We start from the raw sequence: 21,441 nt of genomic DNA, 5'->3' as shown, positions 1-21,441 counted from the left end.
ATGGCGCGACAGACGGCGGCGCAAGGCTGGCCCAACTTCCCGTCGCAGCTAAGGGCAACTTCTGCAGCGGTAGGCCTGCTGGTGATCTTGCCGGCCCTATCCCTGTCCCTGTTCCCCAGGCCCAGGGCCCAGGGACTGGAGCGCCTACTCGGCCACGCATCCCTGCTGCAGAGCTTTCCGGTTCAGCCCGGTGTGGCTACGCCGCCCCTTTGGCAGCAGTTGCTGGGCCCCCAACTTGCCAACCAGGCCTGGAATCGCCCCGGTCTGTGGTGGCAATTCTGGGCTGAACACGGCAATGGCCAGCCATTCCTCGCTATTTCCTGGGCGGCCCTTTCCAGCCAGGCCCAACGCCAGCTTCCTGCCAACAGCCTGCGGGTCGATGACCTCCTGGTTGTAGCTCCAGATCCCCTTTCCCAGAAGCTGTTGGGCGGGGAGTTACGCACCAAGCAAAGGCGGGGCAGGGGCCTGGATCAGCGCTGTCTGGGCCGGCTCCAACAGCAACAGTCCGTTTACTGGCGCCCGGCCGGCCTGGGGGCCCTGCTTGGTCCGATAGCTCCCCTGTTGCAGCGCTTCCAGCAGGGCTGCATGAGCTTTGAGCTGCAAGGTAACCAGCTCCTGTTTTCCGGGGAGAGCACCGCCACCGAGGGCCTCTGGGTGGATGGCCTGAGGGCGTCTTCCCCCAGCAACAGCAGCAAACCCCTCGATGCCAAGGTTTTGCTCGAAATGGGCGGCCCTGGCCTGGGAATCCTGCTCGATGGTTTGTTGAACCGCCAGTTGGTTCGCCAGCCCCTGCAGGACCGCTATGGCCTCGGCGCTGCCCAGCTCGCCGTAATCCGCAAAACCCCATTTGTTCTGCAGCTCAGGCCCGTGGCCAAGGGGCCCTTCCAGGCAGCTTTGCAATTGCACCTGGCCGTTGGCAATCAGCGACGGGCCTGGGCAGAGATTCTCCAGGGCCTGCGCCAACCCTTGCTAGCCCAAGGCCTGAGCGACGGACCTGCAGTCCCCAGTTCGCCCTCTGCGACAATCCGCTCCAATGCCCTGCCTGCGGCCCAGTGGCGCAATGGCGACGGAGTCCTGTTGGGTGGCTGGCGCTGGCTCGTCCAAGCGGGCCGTGACCCCGAGCTCCTGGTTTTCCTTGGCCCCGATCAAGCTGGCCCCGATCAAGCTGGCCCCGATCAAGCTGGCCCCGATCCCGCTGGCTCCTATACCCAAACAGAGCTCCGCCTCAGGCCAGCGGCCCTAGCCCGGCTGAACCTGTTGCCCCCCGATTTGCCGGCCGCCGTGCAGAGGTCCCTCCAGCTAGAGCTGGCCGCGGGTGGTGCCCCATCCCAACCCCTCAGCCCGCTGTCGGGGCGCTTGCAATGGGATCGCCTTCGCTAGCCGCTTCTCCACTGGCTGCAGCAGCAGCCCCGGCCTTGCTTTCCTCAAGAATCCGTTCGCGCTTGCGGCGATCAGCGGCGAGGGTTTCTTCCATTAATTCAACCGCCTGGGCCATCTTCTCCAGGTTGGTGGCATAGAGGCTGATGTCCTTGTCGAGGCGATCGCGCATGAAGCCCATCGATGCGCCCAGGTCGTGGGCATAGCTGCGCAGGGCTGCCTGGTCCATGGCGTCGGCGCCCTGGGCCTGCTCAAGCAGGCACAAAAGACCAACGGCCATCAGCCTGGAGTAGTGGAAATCTGGCCGCTGGATGCTGGCAAGTGCCGAGGCCAGGGGCTGGGGAGCCCCCTTGCCCTGCTGCTCAACCCATTGCTTTACCGCATCAACACTGTGCTCACCCATGGCAGCCATGGCGGATTCAGCCTGCTGGCGCAGCTTCTGGGCATCGAAACCCGAGGCACTGCAGAGGGCTGAGAGCAGTGCCTGGCGATGGCCTTCGGGCTTGTAGCCCTTGGCAAAGCCGTCAAATACCTGGATCAGGCCGCAGGCAAAGAGCGAATCGGCCTGGAAGCCCTGTTGCCGGCTCAGCAGGTGCAATTCCACCAACAGCTCGTCCACCATGCGGCGGTGCAGCGGAGCAATCACATAGGGGAAGGCCTGGTGGAAGGCGCGCTTGCTATCGGCAACGGTTAGGGCAACGCCCACGCTTGTACTCCTAAGGGTCCGACGACCCTAGCGGCTCAAGATCAGTAAGATCGACCCAGATTTCAGACTTGCCCCATGATCCCGATTGTCATTGAAGAGTCGGGCAGAGGCGAAAGGGCATTCGACATCTATTCCCGTCTGCTGCGGGAGCGCATCATCTTCCTCGGCGAACCGGTCACTGCCGAATCAGCCAATCGGGTTGTGGCCCAATTGCTGTTTCTGGAGGCGGAGGATCCCGAAAAAGATATTTTCATGTACATCAACTCCCCGGGGGGCTCCGTATATGACGGCCTCGGCATCTTTGACACCATGCAGCACATCAAGCCCGATGTGCAGACCGTGTGTGTGGGCCTAGCAGCCTCGATGGGTGCCTTCCTGCTCTGTGCTGGCACCAGGGGCAAACGCAGCAGCCTTACCCACTCGCGGATCATGATTCACCAGCCCCTTGGCGGGGCTAGGGGCCAGGCCAGCGATATCCGCATCCAGGCCGATGAGATTCTCTATCTCAAGAAAAAGCTCAACCAAGAGTTGGCCGACCGCACCAGCCAGCCCCTCAGCCGCATTGAAGAAGACACCGACCGTGACTTCTTCATGTCTCCGGCTGAGGCGGTGGCCTATGGCCTCATCGACAAGGTGATCGAAAAGCGCCCGGTGCGCCCTGTTTAGGAGGCTGCAGAATCCTTGAGCAGGGGTGAATAACGCTCCTTCTCAGGGATGGTGGCGAACTCGCTGACGATGGCCCGGAACTCGTCGCCATCAAGGCTTTCCTTCTCAATCAGCAGTTCCACAACCCGATCCATGCAGTCGCGGTGGGCGGCCACCAGGCTCACGGTCTCTGCGTAGCAATTGTGGACCATCTCCCGCACGGCATCGTCAACCTTGCTGGCGAGTCGATCGGAACCGTCGCTGCGGGTCATCAGGTCGCGGCCAAGGAATACCTCCTGGTTGCCAGCCTCAAGGGAAAACTGGCCGACCTCGCTCATGCCGAAACGGGTAACCATTTGGCGTGCAATGGAGGCCACCTGCTGGATGTCGCCGCCTGCCCCTGTGGTTACTTCTGCGTAGCCAAAGACCACATCTTCTGCAGCCCTGCCGCCGAGGGCACCCATGATGCGGGCCCGCAATTGGGAGCGACTCACCAGCATCTGCTCCTCATCTGGGGAAAACCAGGTGAGGCCCTGGGCTTGGCCCCGGGGAATCAGGGTGACCTTTTGGACTGGATCATGGGCCTTAACCAGGGTGCCCACTAGGGCGTGGCCGACCTCGTGGTAGGCGATCAGGCGCTTGCTACGGCCATCGGTGAGGGGCTTGCCCTCCATGCCGGCGATGATCCGATCAACGGCATCGTCGATTTCAGCTAGGCCAGTTGCCTCCTTGCGGCGGCGAGCGGTAAGGATTGCCGCCTCATTCAGCAGGTTTGCTAGATCGGCTCCCGAGAAGCCGGGGGTGCGCCTGGCAATGGCCTCAAGACTTACATCATCGGCAAGTTTCTTGTCGCGGGAGTGCACATTCAGAATTGAAAGCCTGCCCTTGATATCAGGCACATCCACCTGCACCTGACGGTCAAAGCGACCAGGCCGAAGCAGGGCTGAATCGAGCACATCGGCCCGGTTGGTGGCGGCAATGATGATGATGCCGCTATTGCCCTCAAAACCATCCATCTCTGTTAGCAACTGGTTGAGGGTCTGCTCCCTCTCATCGTTGCCACCGCCTACCCCAGCTCCCCGCTGACGGCCAACGGCATCAATTTCGTCGATAAAGATGATGCAGGGGCTGTTCTCCTTGGCCCGCTTAAACAGGTCGCGCACCCGGGAGGCGCCCACGCCCACAAACATCTCCACAAATTCGGAACCCGAAAGGGAGAAGAAGGGCACGCCGGCTTCACCGGCAATTGCTTTGGCAAGCAGGGTTTTACCCGTACCAGGGGGGCCCACCAGAAGCACACCCTTGGGAATCTTTGCGCCCACAGAGGTGAAGCGCTCAGGCGTCTTGAGGAAGGTAACCACCTCTTGGAGGTCCTGTTTGGCCTCTTCGACCCCAGCCACGTCGTCAAATTTGACGCCCGTTTCGGCTTCCATGGCAAAGCGCGCCTTGGTCTTGCCGAATTGCATCGCCTGGCCTGGGCCGCCTGGCATGCCGTTGGAGCGGCGCGCCAGAAGGATTAGGGAGCCGATTAGGAGCAGGGGGAAGAGCAGGTTGCCCAGCAGGCCCAGCACTGGTGGGGTGGGCTTGGGGGGATGGATGTCGAAGCTGATGCCCTGCTCCTTGAGCTTGTTAACCAGCTCAGGGGCCAGGCCAGGCAGGTCGACCCTTAGGCGTTGAACCCGGTTGTCGAGATCGGGATCTACCGCCTCTATGACGGCACTGCGGCCGCCATCAAAAATATCCACCGCCGTTACCCGGCCAGCGTCCACGTAGTCGAGGAAGCGGCCGTAGCTCATGCGGGCAACCGCAGCATTGCGGGGGGCCACCGTGGCTGGAGCAGCTCCGGTGCTGCCCAGTTGGGCCGTTCCACCAGAGCTGAGGAGCTGCCATCCGAAGAATGCGGCCACTGCAAGGGGCAGGGCCCAGAGGGCAATCAGGCGCCAGCGCTGGTTCATAGCTGAGAGACTTGTTTAACAACTGTAACGTTGCCGCCCCACCTCCGTTTTAGTTGCTAGCCGGCTATCAGGCTGCCACCCAGTGCTGTTGGGGCTGGGCTTGTTCCTGGGGTTTGGGCTGGGGTTGCTCCAGGAGCAGGGTTGAGGCCAAAAAGTGCTCCACCAGTTCTGGTCCGCCCAGGCTGTGGGTCCAAATTTCAATTTCAGCGCTCTTGGGGCATTCAAAACTGAGCAGGTCGAAGGGAAACACCACCCGCTCTAAAAAGAACTCTTCAGGACCAACACAGCGCAGGATCACCATCCGATCGGTTGCGTTGCGGTAGCCGCAGGCGAAGAGCTCCACGATGAATTGCCAAATATCTCCCTATCAAGACATCACCAGAACCACTGCCCCCGTAGCAGTTGGCACAGATTTGCCTTTTTCAGCATTTCTTTGGTTTTTGGCCGGTTCAATCTCCACGGCTGGCCTATAGGCTGCGGAGGGCTGCGATCGGATCTAGGCGCGCTGCCCGTCGGGCGGGCACCACCCCAAAAAACAGGCCGATCGAGCCAGAGAGGAGCACCGTCACCAAAACCGTGCCGGCCCCAATTGTGGCGGGCAAGGGAGTTACGGCGGCCACGATGCCAATGGCACCCATGCCTAGGCCGCTGCCGATCACGCCCCCCAGGCTTGAAAGCACCAGGGATTCCACCAGAAATTGCAACAGCACGTCGCCACTGCGGGCCCCAAGGGCCTTGCGCAGGCCGATTTCCTCGGTGCGTTCGCTAACCGATACCAACATGATGTTCATGATTCCGATGCCGCCCACCAGCAGGGAAACGGCGCCAATGGCCCCCAGCATCAGGGTCAGTCCACCGGTGATCGTGCTCACAATTGTCAGGGCGTCCTTCTGGGAGCGCACGGCAAAGTCGTCCTCCCGCAGGATCCGGTGCCGCTGCCGCAGCAGATTGGTGATCTGAAAACTGGCGGCCCCGGTGCTCTCCTGATCCCGGGCTTCCACACTGATGAAATTGAGGCTCACCCCATAGGTGGGATCCCTGCCCGACAGCTGGCTGACCATGGTGGTCAGGGGCACATAGGCGTTCTCATCCTGGTTTTGGCCAAATACGGCACCCTTGGCCTGGAGCAGGCCAATTACCTCGAAGGGTTGGTTGCGAATCCGCAGTTGGCGGCCAATCGCCGGTTTGTTGCCAAAGAGCTTGGTGGCCAGATCCGGGCCAATCACGGCCAGGTTGCGGGCCCCCTCCAAATCGCCCTTGCTGAAAAAACGTCCCTGGGCCACCTCGAACTGGCGGACCGGTAAAAACTCTGGGGTCACCCCGGCTATGGAGGTGGAGCTGCTCACCTCCCCCGCCTGGACCACCTCAGAAAGGGTGATTTGGGGAGCCACCCTTTTGACGCTCGGCACCTGCTCGGCGATTGCCTTGGCATCCTCAAGCACGAGGGTTTTGGGAAAGTCGATGCCCTGACGCCGGGTGTCGTTGTTGCCTGGCACCACAAACAACACGTTGGCCCCCAGGTTGCTGAGCTGGCCTTCGGCGAGATTTTGGGCACCCCTGCCCACGCCCACAAGGGTGATCACCGATGCGTTGCCGATCACGATGCCCAGCATCGTCAGCAGACTTCTCAAGCGGTTTGCCCTGAGGGTGCTCAAGGCCATCCCAACGGTTTCAGCCAGGGGCAGATTTTTGGCCATGGCTGCCTACTAAACCGAGGTGCGCCTACCCAGGATGTCGGCCACGGTGCCCACCTGAACTAAATCAGTCGAACCACTGACCCCAAGCACGGTGCCGGCGGTCTGAACCACAAGGTCGGAATCCTGGAGCAGGCCAAGGTGCTTGGCCTGGTCAATGGCCACCGCAAAGGTCAGGGCCGGACTGTCCTGCTCCTCCACTAAAAGGGGATTGACGCCCCAGACCAGCTGCAGCTGGCGGGCCACATCCTTCTCGCTGGTGATCGCCAGGATTGGGGTGCTGGGGCGGAACTTGCTCACATTGCGGGCCGTAGATCCGGATTTTGTAAGCGGCAGGATTGCGGACGCATTCAGTTGTCTGCCGATACTGCCAACGGCCTGGCAGATCGAATTGGAAATGCTTGAGGCCATGTGGTTGTCAACCACCCGGTGGGGGTAGTCCCGCTCAATGCGCCTGGCAATGGTGGCCATGGTGGCCACAGCTTCCACGGGGAAATCGCCCACGGCACTCTCGTTTGAAAGCATCACCGCATCGGTGCCATCGAGAATGGCATTGGCCACATCGCTCACTTCGGCCCGGGTGGGCCTGGGGCAAGACACCATCGAGTCGAGCATTTGGGTGGCGGTAATCACCGGAATGCCCATGCTGTTGGCCTTGCGGATCAATTCCTTCTGCAGCAGCGGCACCTCCTCGGCGGGCATCTCCACCCCCAGGTCACCCCTGGCCACCATCACGCCATCGCAGAGGGGCAGGATGTCGTCGATCTGGTCGATCGCTTCGAACTTCTCAATCTTTGCCACCACTGGCGTTTCATGGCCGTGGCTGCGGATCAGGTCGCGGATTTCGCGCATGTCCGAGGGGTTGCGCACAAAGCTGAGGGCTACCCAATCAACCCCCTGGGCCAGACCAAATTCCAGATCCACCCGGTCCTTATCGGTAAGGGCGCGGATCGAGAGCTGCACATCCGGGAAGTTCACCCCCTTGTTGTTGGAGAGCACCCCTCCCACTGTCACGGAGCAATAGAGGGTTTGCAGGCCCTGGTCGACCCGGTCGACCACCATTTCAACCCGACCGTCGTCGAGCAGGATCCTGCTGCCTGGCACAACTTCATCCGCCAACTTGTCGTAGGTGACATTGGCGATGCTCTGGTCGCAGGAAACGTTCCGGGATGTAAGGGTGAAGGGATCTCCCTTGGCCAGGGTGATGGGGCCTGCGGCAAAGCGGCCCAGGCGAATTTTGGGGCCCTGCAGGTCCTGCAGGATCGCAACGTGGATGCCTAGCTCTTCACCAACTTGGCGAATAGTGGCGATGCGGGCAGCGTGCTCGCTGTGGTCGCCGTGGGAGAAATTGAGGCGGAAGGTGGTTGCGCCGGCCCCGATTAACTCGCGCAGCATTTCAGCTGATTCGGTGGCCGGACCGATTGTGGCCACGATCTTGGTACGACGAGTCAGATCTGGCTTCGGCATCTGATGGTCATCTGTAAGTCGGAAACTACCATCCGGGCTCCCATCCCCAGGCGTTTCGATGGACTTTCAGGCCTACCAACAGCAGTCCCGCTCAACCGCCCGCTACCCCGGCGCCGGTGCCAATCCGATCTACCCCACCCTTGGCCTGAGTGGTGAAGCGGGCGAAGTGGCCGACAAGGTAAAGAAGGTGCTGCGCGACCAGGGCGGCGTTTTTTCGGCCGAAGCGGTGGCCAGCCTCAAGCTGGAATTGGGGGATGTGCTCTGGTACGTGGCCCAACTGGCTACTGAGCTGGGCCTAGACCTCGACCAAATCGCCCTGGCCAATCTCGACAAACTGGCCAGTCGCGATGCCCGTAACGTGATCTCAGGCAGTGGCGATAACCGTTGAAGAGAACTAGCTCGATCACCCTTGGGCCCAGCAAGCGCCTGTTGCTGGCGGGCCTGACCAGCTGCCTGGCCCTACTGCTGCTTTGTTGGCCAGCTCCTGCCTGGGCTGTGGAGCTGGCTGTTGCCGAGGTGACCCTCGAGCCCTGCCCTGCGGGGGATGCCGGCGCCCAACCTGAATTGCGCCGCCCCACTGGGGCCAGTTGCTACGCCCTGAGGGGGGTGGTCACAAATCCCACTAAAAAGATCGTTGCCGATACGGATGTCTTTGCCCTGATCCTGGATTCGAGCGGTGAACCCGTGCTCCAGAACCGCACCAGGGTTGGTTCGATTGGCGATGTGCCACCCGGCAAATCGAGCTTTGCCCTGCGCCTGGCCGTGCCCTCAGGCACCCCTGGTCCGATCACTTTCCGTAGCGTTAAGGCCCGCGGTTTCAGTGCCCCGGTGCGCACCCGTGCCGGGGTCGACGACGAACTGCTGCCCCTGGAGCAGGAGCTGCTTGGCTAAAGGCTGCTGGCCAGCAAGCTGACGCTGGCGCTGCCGAGAAGTTGCTGGCCAAAGCTCAGGGCTAGGAAGGCCAAAATTGACGAGATATCCAGGCCGCCAATCGGTGGGATCAGACCCCGAAAGGCATTGAGATAGGGATCCGTAATCGAGCTAACCGTTGCCAAGAGGGGGTTGCTCCAATCCAGATTTGGGAACCAGCTCAACAGCACCCTTACCAACAGGATCAGGGAGTAAATCTCCAGAGTCCGGCTGAGCACACTCAGCAACAGGGCAAATATTTCCATGGACCTCGGGGTGAACGGAACAGCGTTTCGAGAATCTAGGCAGCCTCCTGCCAGTCACCTACCTTTTCTGGCTTGTCCACACTTGCACTTTTTGAGCGGGGCTGGATTTCATCGGTTTTGACGGCGAAGGTGCGATGAAATTTCTCGCTAAGGGTCAGCCAAAAGGAACGCCCTTCGCTCTGGCGTTTGCGCTCGATGAAGTTTTGGGCCAGCAATTCCTTGATGTGGTCGTAGGCGCCTGATCCCCGCAACTCCACCAGATCCGATTGCAGGATCCGCTTTTTCAGGGCAATCGTCGCCAGGGTGCGCAGGGCCGCCGTGGAGAGATCCACCGGCAAAAGGTTTTGGACCAGGTCACCCAGGCCATCGCGCAGTTGCAGGCTGTAACGCTGCCCCTCCTGGCGCACCTCCAGGGCGGTTTCGCGGTGGGCGTAATCGGCCATCAGGCTGATCAGACCTATCTCCGCCTCCTCCCTGCTGATGCCAGCTATCGCCGCCAACTCAGCCAGGGTCATCGCCCGACCCTTCAAGTAGAGGATTGCCTCCATGCGGGCTGGCAGGGAGAGCCCAGCCAGGGCTTCCGGGTTAGCACTACTCAACGGCCCTCCCATCGCCAATGGCCGAACGGTACCGCAGCTATTTGGCTTTGGCCCTAGGCCTGCACACCGTTTGCAAGAACTGGGCTGCTACCCAAAAACAGCCCGTAGGCGGGGTTGGCTGTTTCATCCACGTATTCGTAGCCGAGGCCGGTTAAAAAACTCAGCCATTGCGGTCTTTCGGCTGGGGGAACCTGCACACCCACCACGATCCTGCCCACATCGGCGCCGTGGTTGCGGTAGTGGAAGATGCTGATATTCCAGTTGGGGTGCAGGCTGGTCAGGAAGGCCATCAAGGCCCCAGGGCGCTCTGGAAAGGCAAATCGATAGAGCAGTTCCTCGCTATGGCCCTCCCCATTGCCACCCTCCGTGCCGGCTGCCTTCAAGGCGCTGGCCGGCAGCCGCCCGCCCACCATGTGGCGCAAATGCAGTTTGGCGAGTTCGTTGTTGGATAGGTCGAGGCAGGGAAAACCTGCCGCCGTGAGATCCGTGATCAGTTGCTGCTCGTCGGCGCTGCCGCTGGTTTGCACCCCCACAAAAATGTGGGCCACCTTTGGATCGGCAAGGCGGTAGCTGAATTCGGAGAGATTTCTTTTGCCCAGCAGGGTGCAGAAACGCCGCAGGCTTCCTGCCTCCTCTGGGATCTCCACCGCCAACATCGCTTCGCGGTCTTCACCTATTTCGGTGCGCTCCGCCACAAAGCGCAGTCGATCGAAATTCATATTTGCGCCGCAGGCCACGGCCACCAGGGTTTGCCCCTGCAGGCCCTGGGCCGCCACATCGGCCTTCATGCCTGCCACCGCCAGGGCTCCGGCCGGCTCAAGGATCGAGCGGGTGTCTTCAAATACGTCTTTGATGGCGGCACAGATCGCATCGGTGTTTACGGTCACCATCCGATCCACGCAGCGCTGGGCCAGGGCAAAGGTGAGCTCGCCCACCTCCCTTACGGCCACCCCATCGGCAAACAGGCCCACCTGATCGAGCCGCACCCTTTTGCCAGCCGCCAGGGATTGGGTCATGGCGTCGGCATCGGTCGGTTCGACACCCACCACCTGGACCTGGGGCCAGAGCTCTTTTACATAGGTACCAATTCCGGCAATCAGGCCACCACCGCCCACCGCCACATAGATCACATCGGGCGGATTGGCGCATTGGCGCAGGATTTCCATGGCAATCGTGCCCTGGCCAGCAATTACATCCGGATCGTCGAAGGGATGGATAAAGCTGAGGCCCCGCTCCTGCTCCAACCGCCTCGCCTCCCTACAGGCCGCGTCGTAGTTGTCGCCAAACAAAACCACCTCCGCACCCCGGGCCGCCACCGCCTTCACCTTCATCTCTGGGGTGGTGACTGGCATCACGATCACCGCCTGGCAGCCCAGCTTTTGGGCGGCCAGGGCCACCCCCTGGGCGTGGTTGCCCGCACTGGCGGCGATCACCCCCTTGGCCAGATCCGCCGCTCCGAGGTGGACCATCTTGTTGAAGGCGCCCCGCAGCTTGAAGCTGAAGACCGGCTGCAGGTCTTCGCGTTTGAGCAGCACCTTGTTGCCGAGCCGGGCTGAGAGGTTTGGCGCCGCTTCCAAAGGGGATTCAATGGCCACGTCGTAGACGCGGGCCCGCAGGATTCGCTGGAGGTAGTTGGCTTCGGCCTGACTCATGCTTCCAGTGTCGCAATCCGTACAACCCGGCAGGGCGAAAGGCCTAGATTGCACGCCAATTAAGGGCCCGTTGCATGCACCTCAGCGAGCTGAGCCATCCGAACGAGCTGCACGGCCTCAGCACCGCTGAACTGGAAGCCATTGCCCGCCAGGTGCGCGAGCGCCACCTAGAGGTGGTCTCCACCAGCGGTGGCCACCTGGGCCCTGGGCTGGGGGTGGTTGAGCTCACCCTGGCCCTCTACCAAACCCTCGACCTAGACCACGACAAGGTCGTCTGGGACGTGGGTCACCAGGCCTATCCCCACAAATTGCTCACCGGCCGCTACAAGAGCTTCGACAGCCTGCGCCAGAAGGACGGGGTCGCCGGCTACTTGAAGCGTTGTGAGAGCCGCTTCGACCACTTCGGCGCCGGTCATGCCTCCACCTCCATTTCCGCTGCCCTGGGCATGGCCCTGGCCCGCGATCGCCGCGGCCTGGATTTCAAGTGTGTGGCCGTAATTGGCGATGGCGCCCTCACCGGTGGCATGGCCCTGGAGGCGATTAACCATGCGGGCCATATGCCCCACACCAAATTGCTGGTGGTGCTCAACGACAACGACATGTCGATCTCACCGCCCGTGGGGGCCCTCTCCACCTACCTCAACCGGATGAGGCTCAGCCCACCCCTCCAGTTTTTACAGGACAACGCCGAGGGGGCGATCAAGCAACTTCCCTTCCTCCACGGTGAATTGCCCTCCGAGCTCAAGAACCTCAAGGAGAGCATGAAGCGCCTGGCCGTACCCAAGGTGGGAGCTGTGTTTGAGGAGCTGGGCTTCACCTATATCGGCCCGATCGATGGCCACAACATCGCCGAGATGGTGCGCACCTTTGAGCAGGCCCACCGCACCGATGGACCGGTGCTGGTTCACGTTGCCACCACCAAGGGCAAGGGCTATCCCTTCGCCGAGGCCGACCAGGTCGGCTACCACGCCCAATCAGCCTTTGATCTGAAAACCGGTAAGGCCTACCCCTCCAGCAAGCCCAAGCCCCCGAGCTACAGCAAGGTCTTTGGCCAGACCCTGGTCAAACTCTGCGAACAGGACCCCACCGTGGTGGGCATCACCGCCGCCATGGCCACGGGCACGGGCCTTGATCTGCTGGAAAAGGCCTGCCCCCAGCAGTATTTCGATGTGGGCATCGCCGAGCAGCACGCCGTGACCATGGCCGCCGGCATGGCCTGCGAGGGGGTAAAGCCCGTTGTGGCGATCTACAGCACTTTCCTGCAGCGGGCCTACGACCAACTGATCCACGACGTGGGCGTCCAGAACCTGCCGGTCACCTTCGTGCTCGATCGGGCCGGCATCGTTGGCGCCGATGGTCCAACCCACCAGGGTCAATACGACATCAGCTACTTCAGGGCCGTTCCCAATTTCACGGTGATGGCCCCTAAGGATGAGGCTGAGCTGCAGCGCATGTTGGTGACCTCCATTCACCACAGCGGCCCCTGTGCATTGCGCATTCCCCGGGGCGAAGGCGAGGGCGTGCCCTTGGCGGAGGAGGGTTTTGAGCCCTTGGAAATCGGTCGCGGTGAGTTGCTTACCGATGGCGATGACCTTCTGATCGTGGCCTATGGCGCCATGGTGGCTCCTGCCATGGCCACGGCAGGACTGCTGCAGGAGCAGGATGTGCGGGCAGCCGTCATCAATGCCCGTTTCCTGCGTCCCCTTGATGAAGCCCTGATCCTGCCGATGGCCGAGCGCATCGGCAGGGTGGTCACCATGGAGGAAGGCAGCCTCGCCGGTGGCTTTGGCTCAGCCGTGGTGGAAACCCTCGTAGACCACAACGTCCTGGTGCCCGTCTACCGCATCGGCATTCCCGATGTGCTGGTCGACCATGCCACCCCCGACCAAAGCAAGCAAAGCCTGGGCCTTACCCCAGCCCAGATGGCCGATTCGATCCTGCAGCGTTTTCAGCCTGCCTTCAGTAATCAAAACCGCCAGGCGGTTGCCGTTTAGGGCCCTTGCTCGACCGGCGGTGTGATGTGTTGGTGGTGGGCGCCGGCCCTGCTGGAGCAGAGCTAGCCCGCAGCCTTGCCCAGGCTGGCGTTGATGTGGTGCTGATCGATCGGCTGGCCGACCTCAGCCAGGCTGCCTTCAGCAGTGCGGCCATGCCCCTGGCCAGCCTGGATCGTTTTGGCCTGCCAGCTGAAATTATTGCCACTCGCTGGAATGGCTGGCAGCTCTTCGGGCCCCAGCAGGCCAGGCGCCAATGGCTCGCCGAGCAACCCCTCGGTGCCGTCTTGGACTTCGCCAAGCTGCGCCTTTGGTTGGTGCAGCAGGTAGATGCCTGGGGCGGGCGGATCCTTTTGGGCTGGCAGGCCCTCGGCTGCCAGCAGCAGGCCGACCATGTCCTGACCCAATTGCGTGGGCCATCGGGCCAGATCGCCACGGTTACAAGCCGCTGGGTGGTCGATGCAACGGGGGAGCGCCGCGCCCTGCTGGGTGAACCGGCGCAGGCCTCCACCAGGGGCCGGGATGGCCTGGTCAGTGGCCTGGGGGTTGAGTGGTTGCTGGAAACATCAGCCGAGCAGGCGGAGGCCTGGTCAAGCCGGCTCAGCTTTTTTATCGGCAGCACCTGGGTGGAGCAGGGCTACGGCTGGATCTTTCCGATGGCCAACCACCAGCTAAAGCTCGGCGTATGCCGATTGGTGGACCCCCGTCGACGGCAGTTGCCCCTGCAGCGGGAGCTCGCCCACTTAATCGAATTCACTGGCCTGGGGAAGGCCACGGTGCTTGATCGCCACGGCGGCCGCATCCGCAGCACCGTGCGGCGCCAGGAAGCCCATCAACGGGGCCGCTTGCTAGGCCTTGGCGATGCAGTCAGCACTGCAAACCTGCTGGGGGGTGAGGGAATTCGCCATGCCCTCACCAGTGCCAGGGTGCTGGCTCCCCTCTTGCTGGAAACCCTGGCGGATCCAACTAATGCCGATCGACTGCTGGCGGCCTATCCACAGCAATTGCGCCAGGCCCTGGGCCGCCGCTGGAGCTTGAGTGGACGTTTGGCCCGTCGCACCTGGCTGGGTCTGACCGATCAGGTGGCTGACCGTCGGTTGGATCGTCTACTTACGGGCTTGCAAGCAAAAAGGGCAGAGGATCTCTCTGCCCTTTTCTTTGATTACCGCTTTGAGCGCTATGGGCTCAAAGCCCTGGCCTATGGCCTGGGCTGGCGCTAGGGCCAGGTTGCTTCAGACAACGCCGCGGGTGGCCAGGCCCAGGATCGCTCCCATGCCGAGGATGTGGCCCAGGCTCAGGGTGCCCAGCATGGCGCCGTGGCTAAATCCGCCGAAGAGGGCGTTGTTAGGTAGCTGCAGGCCGGTGTTTTGGTGCTTGATCGTGGCCTTGCCGATGACAATGGCAATCACGTTGCAAACGATCATCACCAGGGCCGCCGTGGGCGTCCAGGTGATGGAGGCAGGGGCCACAGCCAAAAGTGGAGCGATCATGGAGCTACAAAACCGACGCCCCATTCTCAGAGGGGTCCTTGCCGCTGGGCACAATCCTTAAGACTTGTTCATTCCCGGGCCTGTTGAACAGCCCTGGAGAACCCCAGCGCCACCACCAAATTCGAAATGGTGAGAAACGATTCGGCGGCGCCATGGAGGGAATCCACATTGGCCAATACCTGGCCGAAACGCAGCTCGGCGATTAGGGCAGCGGCAATGGTAACGGCCACAAACACCAGGGTCAGTTGGAAACCCTTGAATGCTAGGCGGGGAAAGGCTTCTACCTTTCCAGCCCACCACAGAAAGGCCAGGTAGGGCAGCAGGGAAATAACGAATAGGGGGCTGGGATCAATTCCCGCTAGCCAAGCCATTAGGGAATTAGCCGCCTGGGCTGAATTCATGGCTTGACCTGCATTTGTTGGCGCAGCAAGTTCCAGGCAGCCAGGGCCAGGGCCCCATTCCCGAGGGTAGTCAGGGCTGCTTGAAAAACCACCAGCCCCTCCAGCTCCGTGCTGTTATCAAATAAATGCCAGGTGCAGGCAGCCATTGCACTGATTAGGGCCGGCAGCATCGCCAGGCTCAGCCAGCGCCAACCACCCTCGTTGCGAACCTGGCCTAGGCGTTGAACCGCCAACATCGCGGCGGCCCACTCGAGCACCGAGGCAACGTGGATCCACCAGGTGGGTAGGGATAGGGCGTGCAAGCGGTGAGACTGGAATGGTTGCAATTTACGGGCAGGGATCTCGCTTTGGCGCCAGGCAAAACCTTCTTGCTATGCGGCTACTACGGGGAGCACAACCTCGGTGATGACGCCCTCCTGGAGGTGGCCCTTTCCCAGCTGCCCCAGGGCTCCAGGGCGATAGTCACGGCCCACGACCAAACCCAGGTCCAGGAGCGCTTTGGGGTGGCAACCGTGCAGCGCCGCTCCCTGGCCCAGGTGCTTGCGGCCCTCAGGCAGGTGGACGCCCTGGTGCTCGGTGGGGGCAGCCTCCTGCAGGATTCCACCAGCTTCAAAAGCCTGATTTATTACGGCGCCCTGATTGCTGCGGCCCGAATGAGGGGCAAGCAGGTGTTGCTCTGGGGGCAGGGGCTCGGGCCCCTAGGCCGCCGCCGCAGCCGATGGTTCGTGCGCAGGCTCCTACCCCTGGCTGCCGCCATCAGCTGGCGGGATCAGGCATCGGCGGACCTCGCCGGCCGCTGGGGTGTAACCGCCCCGGTGGCACCCGATCCGGTTTGGGGCCTGGCGCCCCAACCGTGGCGAGGCCGGGGTGGACCGATTGTGGTTTGTCTGCGGCCCACCTCCCTGCTCGATACAGCCCAACTCGATGGGGCGGGCTGGCATCCCTACCTAGAAGCCCTGGCCTCCCTTGCAGAGGCAGGCAACCGGGAGGTGATCTGGCTGGCCTTCCATGGCCACCAGGACCAGGGCCTGTTGGCCTCCCTCCGGCAGCAAGATCTCCTGCCTCCTGCCCTTGGGGCCCGCAGTCGGGAGGTGATTCCCAAACACCCAAGGGAGGCGATGGCCGTATTTGCCGGGGCAGGTTTGGTTGTGGCCATGCGCCTGCACGGCCTGATTTTGGCGGCCCTGGCAGGGTGTCCCGTGGCGGCCTTGAGCTACGACCCCAAGGTGGCGGCGGCGGCCAAGGATCTGGGCTGTCCATGCCATTCCCTGGCAGATCCAGCCTTTCCTGAGCTGTTGCTGGAAAGCTGGCGCAAGGCCCTGGATCAGCCCCTGCCCTCTGGCCAGGTTTTGGAGCTACATCTGCAGGCCCAAGAGCACCGCAAGGTGTTTGCTTGATTAGAAGCTGGTTTTAACTAACAGCTAAAGGCATAAGAATCTCAGGGCCTAGTCAGCACAACCTCGTCGATCTTGGCGCCACTGCTGCTCCAGGCATCTACCCGGAGACGGGAGGGAGTTGCGGCTAGCTCAAGGAAGCCAAAGGTACCGGCAACTTTAACGCTGCGCCCATTGGCAATGATTGGCCGTAAATATGCTCCGCCATTGCCAGAAATTATATAGGTTGTGCCGCCGATATTCTTTGTACGCTCGTAATTGTGTTCATGGCCATTTAGATACAGCTGAACTCCGTATTTCGCAAATACTGGGGTTAGTTTGGCGATGGCGCTGGGGTCATCTCCGTAGAGACCTGCTGAATAGATTGGGTGGTGACCCACCACCACTTTCCAAGGTGCGCTGCTCTTGGCAAGTGCATTTTTTAGCCAGGGCATTTGGAATTGCCACTGGGCATTGGTGTTGGTGTCGAGCATGAAGAATTCAATGGGCCCCTTTCTCAGGGTGTACCAGCGGCCCTTCATGCCAAAGGGTTTGTAGGCAACCTGGGGGTCCCCATTGCCCGTGCGTATGTCGTGGTTGCCCAGTACGGCATGGAAGGGAACTCCTGCCTTCAGCAGGGCCGCGTAGGGCCTGTTGAAATGGGTTTCGACCAGGGTCAAATTGCCATCGGGATAGATATTGTCTCCACCTAAAATCACAAAATCAACGGGGCGTTGGCCATGGATTGATGCCATTTGCTTTCCATTGGCCTTTTGGTCTGAAAGGCCACTGCCCATGTCGGCAGTAAAGAAAAAACGTGTGCTATCAACAGCCTTGGGGGGCGCATTCTGGGCCAGGAGAGCCGGTTGCACGGTCGCAGCCAATGCGGTTGCCAAGGCTCCAGCTAGGGACGCCTTGACCGTGAAAGAAAGACCCTTGAGAAGAAAGCGGCGATTAAAGGTCATTTATTTTTTTAAGGTCAATACCTTATGCAAGATCAATCGGTTCGGCTTGAAGTGCCTTCAGCTGTGTAAGTACTTCATCGCTGTGGCCCGTGGGCCTAACGGCCACAAATTGCTCCCTCAGGATGCCGTTGGGATCAATTAAAAAAGTGTGGCGCTGGGAGTAGGGCGCAATCCAGCTGCCATAGGACCTGCTGACCGCACCACCAGGGTCGGAAAGTAGGGGGAATGCCAGCCCTTCGCTGCTGCAGAACTCCGCGTGGGATTCAGGATCGTCTGCACTGATGCCCACCACCTGGGCACCAATTTTTTTGTACTGGGGCAAGTCTTTTTGGAAGCCCCTGGCCTCGATGGTGCAACCCCCGGTGAAATCGCGGGGGTAGAAATAGAGAACCAGCCACTGGCCGGCAAAATCGGCGAGTGCCAATTCGGCAGGGATGGCCTCACTCACTTCGCCAGCCACCGATGGCTGTACGCCGGCCAGCCGGAACTGCGGGGCCGGTTGCTGAAGGGCCGGCAGGGTGCCTCCCAAGGCAAAAGCCTGCTGGCCAGAGACCAACAGGCTTGCTATGAAAATGAAGATGGGTAGAAGCAGTCCTGTAGCAACTACAAACCTTCGCCTAACCATGGTTTTTGAAGATTCTGACTTCGATCAGATCTTGGCCAGATTAATGCCAAGCTCCTTGGCATAGGGGCCCAAGCCCTTCTTTTGGATGGTCTTGAGGGCCCGGGTCGAGACCCGAATTTTGATGAAACGCTTGCCTTCAGCCCACCACAGACGACGCTCCTGCAGGTTGACCTGCTGGAGCTTTTTGGTGCGCACGTGGGAGTGGCTGACAGCCATGCCGTTGTTTGCGCGCTTGCCGGTGAGTTGGCAGACCCGGGACATAACTATCAGCCATTAATGGTGCGATCTTACCAAAGTGCTTGCCCCTAAAGGCCACGCTCCATCAGCTGGCCCATCAGATCACAGCTGCGCTGCTGGTAGCCGGCCAGTTCGTTGGGCTCCATGCCACCCACTGCCAGCCGGGCGGTTTCATAGAGATGGCGGCTGAGCCCATTGGCCAGTTCCTGGCTGGGGGAAATGCCAGAACCCGTAATCACGGAACCCGCACTCAGCTTCAGCACACCCTCAACCAAGCTGTGCTTTCGATTCACCAGCAGCACATGGTGGTCGGGTAGGCCCGGTAGGCGCTGCTCCATCAGGGCGCCCATGTCGTTGATGCGGCGCATCTGTTCCGGCAGAAGGATCAGGGCCGCAGGGGAGTTTTCACCCTTCAGGGCCTGCACCTGAATTGTGATCTTGTCGTTGGCCAGGGCTGTTTTGAATAGGTCGCGGATCTTCTCGGAGCTGTCCTTGCCATCGGCATCGGCCAGCTCACTCTCCTTCTCCTGCAGGGAGTCATCCAGTTCGGCATCGACCCGCTGAAACTTCAGTTCGCCGTGGCGCATCTCCAGCCAGGGGATGAATTGACTGTCTATGAAGGTGTCTGCCAGCAAAACCTCAGCTCCCTGGCTGGTCCAGAGTGAGAGGGGCCCGGCTTGGCCGGCCTCGTCGGTGCAATAGAGAATCCGCTGGCTGGTGTCTGCTGCAAGCCGGCCGCGGTACCCCGCCAGGGTTGTGTAGGAACTGGCACCACTGGCCCTTTGGCGATCCGTGGGAATCGGATCCGGGTTGGCAAGTTCAGCCTCCCCACCCTCCTGGGCCCGTGCTGTCGTGCCAAACAGCACCAGATCAGCCACCTGCTCCGCAAATTTGTCGTCCTCCATGGCGCCGATCTTGATGAAGGGGGCCAGGGATTCCCAGATCTCGGCATAGCGGCGGGGTTCATCGCTATGCAGTTGCTTGAGGCGATCCCCAACTTTTTTGGCCACAAATGACCCGATTGAGCGCACTCTTCTGTCTGTTTGCAGGGCAGAACGGCTGACATTGAGGGGGATATCAGGGGAATCGATCACACCCCGCAGGGGCAGCAGGTAGCGGGGCACCACCTCCTTGATCGAATCGCTAACGAACACCTGGTTGCAGTAGAGGCGAATCTCTCCCTTCTCCCAGTCAGCCCGGCCGCCCAACTTTGGGAAGTAGAGGATTCCTTGGAGGTTGTAGGGGTAATCGGTGTTTAGGTGCACCCAGAGCAGGGGGTCCCCCTGGAATGGATAGAGGTAGCGATAGAGCTGGATGTAGTCGTCGTCTGAGAGGTCCCGGGGGCTCTTGCGCCAGGGCGCCTCGCGCTTGTTGACCGTTTCACCCTCCAGCTGCACCGCTACGGGCATGAAGTCGCAGTAGGTGGTGATCAGGGTGCGAATCCTGGATGGCTCGATGTATTCGAGCTCCTCATCCATCAGGTGCAGGACCACATCGGTGCCGGGCGCATTTCGCTCGGCGGCCTCCAGGGTGAAATTGGGTGAACCATCACAGCTCCAGCGCACGGCCTCGCTGCCCTGCTTGGCGCTGAGGCTGACCATTTCCACCTGCTTGGCCACCATGAAACTGGAGTAGAAGCCCAGTCCAAAGTGGCCAATGATTGCGTCGCTTTCCTGCTTGTATTTCTCGAGAAAATCCTCTGCGCTCGAGAAGGCCACCTGGTTGATGTAGCGCTTCACCTCATCGGCGTCCATGCCGATGCCGTTGTCGGAAATTGTGAGGGTGTTTGCTTCTCGATTGATTCGGATCGAAATCAGGCCCTCGCTGCCCTCCTGGCAATCACCAGCCATGGCTGCCATCCGGCGCTTGCTGATCGCATCAACGCCGTTACTGACCAGCTCCCTCAGGAATACCTCATGGCCGCTGTAGACAGCCTTTTTGATGATCGGGAAGATGTTCTCTGTATGGATCTGGATCTGACCCTGTTCTGCCTGCAGCACGGAGGTGTTATGCGGATCCATCCAGATTCCCGTGCTCACGTCCCCGGCGCCAAGGGGGGTGCATGGGCAGGAAACCGCACCGTGATTTGAAGCGTTTAGCTGGGCTCGAAAGCGGATCTCAGCCTGCCTTTTGCAGGTCGGGCTTCTCCTCAGGAATGATTGCCCCAGCTACCGGACAGACCTGCAGGCAGATTCCGCAGTCGATGCAGGTGTCGAAATCAATCCAATAAAAGTTGGTGCCCTTGCTATTAGCCCCCTGGCCAGGGTGGATGCAGGCCACTGGGCAGGCATCCACGCAATCTGCAACCCCCTCGCAGACGTTGGTCACGATGGTGTGGGCCATGGGGAGCGCAGGTACTGCTTAGGCAGAAAAACCAGCTTGATCCTAGTCAGTGACCCATTCCAGGCTGCTGGAATTGCGCCCATTCGCCCTGGCCTGGGCCTCCCCCTGGCTGGCCGCCGGCTCACCAAGCAACTCAGCTGCCACCCCCATGGCGTGAAGTTCCTCCAACCGATCCAGGGCTGCCGCCAGGGGGACCGTCGGGCCATAGCCGACTAGCACTGGTTTCTCCCTGATCGGATCAGCGACTTCCCCGTAGAGCAACTCCCTGACCGCCTCCACCGCGAAGCCAAAACCCATGCCCGCTGCATCTTCACCCGCAGGGCTAAAGCGGCCCACCAGGGCGTCATAACGGCCGCCACTGGCGATCTCTAGGGGGGCCTCTGCCCCTTGGCACACCAACTTGAACACCAGTCCGTCATAGAGATCGAAATGGGGCTGGAAACTGGGATCCAATTGCACCGACACCCCCAGTCTTCCTGCTGCAGGGGCCAGCAGGGCCAGGCTGAATTCCATTTGATCAATTATTTGGTTGGGGCCAATCGCCTGCTTCAACTGCCCGATCACGGCTTCCGGTGTTCCCCTCAGACGCATCAAGGAAGTCAGCAGTCTTTGCTCGCCCTCTGATTCAGCTAATTGGGTAAGGGCGAGGCTGTCAAAATTTGTAAGGGCTGAGCGGGCCGCCGATCGCTTCTCCTCCGGCAATTGGCCCAACAGGGCGGCCAGCAGGCCATGGTGACCAACCAGCA

23 protein-coding genes and 1 pseudogene are annotated in these 21,441 nt (G+C 61.1%); 7 read left to right on the top strand and 17 right to left on the bottom strand.

Translation table 11 applies throughout. The features are described 5' to 3' along the window. A complete protein-coding gene (locus tag KBY58_RS03055; protein WP_255002803.1) occupies positions 1 to 1,380 on the top strand; it encodes a hypothetical protein in 1,380 nt (459 codons plus the stop codon). Here KBY58_RS03055 and psb29 read toward each other — a convergent pair. Further along, positions 1,337 to 2,083, bottom strand: a complete 747-nt coding sequence (psb29, locus tag KBY58_RS03050; protein ID WP_255002802.1) for a photosystem II biogenesis protein Psp29 — start codon at positions 2,081 to 2,083, stop codon at positions 1,337 to 1,339. The two genes, KBY58_RS03055 and psb29, sit on opposite strands and share 44 nt — an antisense overlap. Positions 2,084 to 2,158: 75 nt before the next feature. On the opposite strand from psb29, the gene clpP reads away from it, so the two are divergent. Continuing rightward, positions 2,159 to 2,749 carry an ATP-dependent Clp endopeptidase proteolytic subunit ClpP gene (gene clpP, locus KBY58_RS03045; RefSeq protein WP_254933214.1) on the top strand — a complete coding sequence of 197 codons (591 nt, stop codon included), beginning with the start codon at positions 2,159 to 2,161 and terminating at the stop codon, positions 2,747 to 2,749. Here the strand turns inward: clpP and ftsH are convergent. From ftsH to pyk, 4 genes and pseudogenes are all read right to left on the bottom strand, one after another. After that, positions 2,746 to 4,683: an ATP-dependent zinc metalloprotease FtsH gene (gene ftsH, locus KBY58_RS03040; protein ID WP_254933215.1), complete on the bottom strand. Its 1,938-nt coding sequence runs from the start codon at positions 4,681 to 4,683 to the stop codon at positions 2,746 to 2,748. The two genes, clpP and ftsH, sit on opposite strands and share 4 nt — an antisense overlap. Before the next feature lie 67 nt (positions 4,684 to 4,750). Beyond that, positions 4,751 to 5,026 carry a DUF1830 domain-containing protein gene (locus KBY58_RS03035; protein ID WP_254933216.1) on the bottom strand — a complete coding sequence of 92 codons (276 nt, stop codon included), beginning with the start codon at positions 5,024 to 5,026 and terminating at the stop codon, positions 4,751 to 4,753. Between the two features lie 124 nt (positions 5,027 to 5,150). Beyond that, positions 5,151 to 6,380 carry an ABC transporter permease gene (locus KBY58_RS03030; protein ID WP_255002800.1) on the bottom strand — a complete coding sequence of 410 codons (1,230 nt, stop codon included), beginning with the start codon at positions 6,378 to 6,380 and terminating at the stop codon, positions 5,151 to 5,153. Positions 6,381 to 6,392: 12 nt separating this feature from the next. Further along, positions 6,393 to 7,844 (bottom strand): annotated as a pseudogene (gene pyk / locus KBY58_RS03025) (pyruvate kinase); the annotation flags it as partial. Positions 7,845 to 7,902: 58 nt separating this feature from the next. Here pyk and KBY58_RS03020 point away from each other — a divergent pair. Both KBY58_RS03020 and KBY58_RS03015 read left to right on the top strand, forming a co-directional pair. Then, complete coding sequence (locus KBY58_RS03020; protein ID WP_255002799.1) at positions 7,903 to 8,232, top strand: nucleoside triphosphate pyrophosphohydrolase family protein; 330 nt, start codon at positions 7,903 to 7,905, stop codon at positions 8,230 to 8,232. A gap of 38 nt (positions 8,233 to 8,270) precedes the next feature. After that, entirely contained in the window at positions 8,271 to 8,735 is a 465-nt protein-coding gene (locus KBY58_RS03015; protein WP_409995709.1) for a hypothetical protein, read from the top strand. Here the strand turns inward: KBY58_RS03015 and KBY58_RS03010 are convergent. Genes KBY58_RS03010 through ilvA form a run of 3 tightly spaced genes read right to left on the bottom strand, consistent with a single transcriptional unit; the run spans position 8,732 to position 11,270 of the window. Next, on the bottom strand, positions 8,732 to 9,019 hold the full coding sequence (locus tag KBY58_RS03010) for a YggT family protein (protein ID WP_255002798.1): 288 nt from the start codon (positions 9,017 to 9,019) through the stop codon (positions 8,732 to 8,734). The genes KBY58_RS03015 and KBY58_RS03010 overlap by 4 nt on opposite strands. 35 nt (positions 9,020 to 9,054) lie before the next feature. Then, positions 9,055 to 9,630 (bottom strand): SMC-Scp complex subunit ScpB, encoded by a 576-nt coding sequence (scpB, locus tag KBY58_RS03005; RefSeq protein WP_409995708.1) that lies wholly within the window; start codon positions 9,628 to 9,630, stop codon positions 9,055 to 9,057. A 41-nt stretch (positions 9,631 to 9,671) separates the two neighbouring features. After that, positions 9,672 to 11,270 (bottom strand): threonine ammonia-lyase, biosynthetic, encoded by a 1,599-nt coding sequence (ilvA, locus tag KBY58_RS03000; RefSeq protein ID WP_255002797.1) that lies wholly within the window; start codon positions 11,268 to 11,270, stop codon positions 9,672 to 9,674. 74 nt (positions 11,271 to 11,344) lie between these two features. Here ilvA and dxs point away from each other — a divergent pair, with 74 nt between their 5' ends. Further along, positions 11,345 to 13,264 carry a 1-deoxy-D-xylulose-5-phosphate synthase gene (dxs, locus tag KBY58_RS02995; RefSeq protein ID WP_255002796.1) on the top strand — a complete coding sequence of 640 codons (1,920 nt, stop codon included), beginning with the start codon at positions 11,345 to 11,347 and terminating at the stop codon, positions 13,262 to 13,264. A gap of 5 nt (positions 13,265 to 13,269) precedes the next feature. Beyond that, positions 13,270 to 14,481, top strand: coding sequence for an NAD(P)/FAD-dependent oxidoreductase (locus KBY58_RS02990; protein WP_255002795.1), 1,212 nt, complete (start codon positions 13,270 to 13,272; stop codon positions 14,479 to 14,481). Between the two features lie 12 nt (positions 14,482 to 14,493). Here KBY58_RS02990 and psaK read toward each other — a convergent pair whose 3' ends face one another. The 3 genes from psaK to KBY58_RS02975 all read right to left on the bottom strand — a co-directional run bounded on the left by psaK (position 14,494) and on the right by KBY58_RS02975 (position 15,454). Continuing rightward, positions 14,494 to 14,751 carry a photosystem I reaction center subunit PsaK gene (gene psaK, locus KBY58_RS02985; RefSeq protein ID WP_255002793.1) on the bottom strand — a complete coding sequence of 86 codons (258 nt, stop codon included), beginning with the start codon at positions 14,749 to 14,751 and terminating at the stop codon, positions 14,494 to 14,496. Between the two features lie 68 nt (positions 14,752 to 14,819). After that, the gene (locus KBY58_RS02980) at positions 14,820 to 15,152 is read right to left on the bottom strand and encodes a DUF3593 domain-containing protein (protein ID WP_255002792.1); all 333 of its coding nucleotides are present in this window, start codon (positions 15,150 to 15,152) and stop codon (positions 14,820 to 14,822) included. Continuing rightward, positions 15,149 to 15,454 carry a DUF2499 domain-containing protein gene (locus KBY58_RS02975; protein WP_255002791.1) on the bottom strand — a complete coding sequence of 102 codons (306 nt, stop codon included), beginning with the start codon at positions 15,452 to 15,454 and terminating at the stop codon, positions 15,149 to 15,151. Before KBY58_RS02975 ends, KBY58_RS02980 begins: the two co-directional genes overlap by 4 nt. Here KBY58_RS02975 and csaB point away from each other — a divergent pair. Further along, entirely contained in the window at positions 15,449 to 16,549 is a 1,101-nt protein-coding gene (csaB, locus tag KBY58_RS02970; RefSeq protein ID WP_315858018.1) for a polysaccharide pyruvyl transferase CsaB, read from the top strand. The genes KBY58_RS02975 and csaB overlap by 6 nt on opposite strands. 41 nt (positions 16,550 to 16,590) lie before the next feature. Here csaB and KBY58_RS02965 read toward each other — a convergent pair whose 3' ends face one another. The 6 genes from KBY58_RS02965 to KBY58_RS02940 form a co-directional block, all read right to left on the bottom strand. Continuing rightward, on the bottom strand, positions 16,591 to 17,490 hold the full coding sequence (locus KBY58_RS02965) for a metallophosphoesterase (protein ID WP_255002790.1): 900 nt from the start codon (positions 17,488 to 17,490) through the stop codon (positions 16,591 to 16,593). Between the two features lie 22 nt (positions 17,491 to 17,512). Further along, on the bottom strand, positions 17,513 to 18,046 hold the full coding sequence (locus KBY58_RS02960) for a peroxiredoxin (protein ID WP_409995707.1): 534 nt from the start codon (positions 18,044 to 18,046) through the stop codon (positions 17,513 to 17,515). A gap of 93 nt (positions 18,047 to 18,139) precedes the next feature. Continuing rightward, entirely contained in the window at positions 18,140 to 18,376 is a 237-nt protein-coding gene (gene rpmB / locus KBY58_RS02955) for a 50S ribosomal protein L28 (RefSeq protein WP_254933229.1), read from the bottom strand. A gap of 44 nt (positions 18,377 to 18,420) precedes the next feature. After that, positions 18,421 to 20,373, bottom strand: coding sequence for a molecular chaperone HtpG (htpG, locus tag KBY58_RS02950; RefSeq protein ID WP_255002787.1), 1,953 nt, complete (start codon positions 20,371 to 20,373; stop codon positions 18,421 to 18,423). Between the two features lie 97 nt (positions 20,374 to 20,470). After that, positions 20,471 to 20,695: an indolepyruvate ferredoxin oxidoreductase subunit alpha gene (locus tag KBY58_RS02945; RefSeq protein ID WP_254933231.1), complete on the bottom strand. Its 225-nt coding sequence runs from the start codon at positions 20,693 to 20,695 to the stop codon at positions 20,471 to 20,473. Positions 20,696 to 20,737: 42 nt separating this feature from the next. Further along, the coding region (locus KBY58_RS02940) for an ATP phosphoribosyltransferase regulatory subunit (protein ID WP_255002785.1) at positions 20,738 to 21,441 on the bottom strand (704 nt) is incomplete at its 5' end.

The sequence above is a fragment of the Cyanobium sp. HWJ4-Hawea genome (assembly GCF_024345815.1).
Classification (GTDB): Bacteria; Cyanobacteriota; Cyanobacteriia; order PCC-6307; family Cyanobiaceae; genus Cyanobium_A.
Note: the sequence above shows the minus strand (reverse complement) of the source record. Positions and strands in the feature narration are given on the sequence as shown.

Coding starts and splice junctions, on each gene's coding strand:
- KBY58_RS03055 (WP_255002803.1), top strand. CDS start 1: ATGGCGCGACAGACGGCGGCGCAAGGCTGGCCCAACTTCCCGTCGCAG.
- clpP (WP_254933214.1), top strand. CDS start 2,159: ATGATCCCGATTGTCATTGAAGAGTCGGGCAGAGGCGAAAGGGCATTC.
- ftsH (WP_254933215.1), bottom strand. CDS start 4,683: ATGAACCAGCGCTGGCGCCTGATTGCCCTCTGGGCCCTGCCCCTTGCA.
- KBY58_RS03030 (WP_255002800.1), bottom strand. CDS start 6,380: ATGGCCAAAAATCTGCCCCTGGCTGAAACCGTTGGGATGGCCTTGAGC.
- KBY58_RS03020 (WP_255002799.1), top strand. CDS start 7,903: ATGGACTTTCAGGCCTACCAACAGCAGTCCCGCTCAACCGCCCGCTAC.
- KBY58_RS03010 (WP_255002798.1), bottom strand. CDS start 9,019: ATGGAAATATTTGCCCTGTTGCTGAGTGTGCTCAGCCGGACTCTGGAG.
- scpB (WP_409995708.1), bottom strand. CDS start 9,630: ATGGGAGGGCCGTTGAGTAGTGCTAACCCGGAAGCCCTGGCTGGGCTC.
- ilvA (WP_255002797.1), bottom strand. CDS start 11,270: ATGAGTCAGGCCGAAGCCAACTACCTCCAGCGAATCCTGCGGGCCCGC.
- dxs (WP_255002796.1), top strand. CDS start 11,345: ATGCACCTCAGCGAGCTGAGCCATCCGAACGAGCTGCACGGCCTCAGC.
- psaK (WP_255002793.1), bottom strand. CDS start 14,751: ATGATCGCTCCACTTTTGGCTGTGGCCCCTGCCTCCATCACCTGGACG.
- KBY58_RS02980 (WP_255002792.1), bottom strand. CDS start 15,152: ATGAATTCAGCCCAGGCGGCTAATTCCCTAATGGCTTGGCTAGCGGGA.
- KBY58_RS02965 (WP_255002790.1), bottom strand. CDS start 17,490: ATGACCTTTAATCGCCGCTTTCTTCTCAAGGGTCTTTCTTTCACGGTC.
- rpmB (WP_254933229.1), bottom strand. CDS start 18,376: ATGTCCCGGGTCTGCCAACTCACCGGCAAGCGCGCAAACAACGGCATG.
- htpG (WP_255002787.1), bottom strand. CDS start 20,373: ATGGATCCGCATAACACCTCCGTGCTGCAGGCAGAACAGGGTCAGATC.
- KBY58_RS02945 (WP_254933231.1), bottom strand. CDS start 20,695: ATGGCCCACACCATCGTGACCAACGTCTGCGAGGGGGTTGCAGATTGC.